Below are 814 nucleotides of genomic sequence, written 5' to 3'. Positions count from 1 at the left end.
CCTTGGTTTCTGGCTGAGCAAACAATTAGCAGCCTTAGAGGTTCTCAGATATTTAGCTGCAACAATGTTAATTCTAATGGGTTTATACCTAGGCCAATGGTTTAATGGAATACTCTGGGCTGAAAAACTAGGTAGTAAACTCTGGCCCTTGATTCAACCATTATCAAAGCGTTTTATGCCTATTAAATCAATCAAAGATGCGCTAGTGGTTGGCATGGTGTGGGGTTGGCTACCGTGTGGTTTGGTATACTCGGCTTTGATCTGGGCAAGCTTGGAAGCAAGTATCTTCGGTTCAGCACTAATCATGCTTGCTTTTGGCCTAGGCACCCTGCCTTCAATGTTGAGCAGCGGTTTATTAGCACAAAAACTATCCGCGACAATTAGAAAACGCTGGTTCCGCTCTTCTGCCGGAGCAATGATGACTTTATTCGGCTTATGGTCTTTGCCAGTCATCCAGAAAACAGTTTACCAGCTATTAAACGCTTAGCTAAGAAGCCCAATGATAAATTTCTGAAAAAGGCTCAAAGAAACTTTCATATTGTTTATACGCAGAGACGGCATCCTGATTTATTTCCCGCCTAATTTGAACATGACTCGCCGTTCTACTTAGCAACTTATCTTCTTTATGAAAATCCAAACACTGTTCTCCCCAAGGCAAGTCGCAAAACGCCATAAGCGCCTTGGATTCAGCTTCCGGATCACACACTAATTCCTCATATTTAACTGTTGTCACACGTTGAGGGTAGGCATTCTTTGTCCGATCCATTGCTACTAAACAATTATCCACATACTTGAATATATTATTTAAGTCATG

2 protein-coding genes are annotated in these 814 nt (G+C 41.8%); one reads left to right on the top strand and one right to left on the bottom strand.

Features of this window, described 5'->3' with window-relative positions; genetic code table 11:
* Window positions 1-487 (top strand): sulfite exporter TauE/SafE family protein (locus A3756_RS19585; RefSeq protein WP_068554388.1); only part of this gene is annotated, 487 nt, incomplete at its 5' end.
* Here the strand turns inward: A3756_RS19585 and A3756_RS19580 are convergent.
* Window positions 488-814: sulfotransferase (locus A3756_RS19580; protein ID WP_231875583.1), on the bottom strand; the 327-nt coding region annotated here is incomplete at its 5' end.

The sequence above is a fragment of the Oleiphilus sp. HI0086 genome (assembly GCF_001635225.1).
This window is presented reverse-complemented; position numbering and strand designations above follow the sequence as displayed.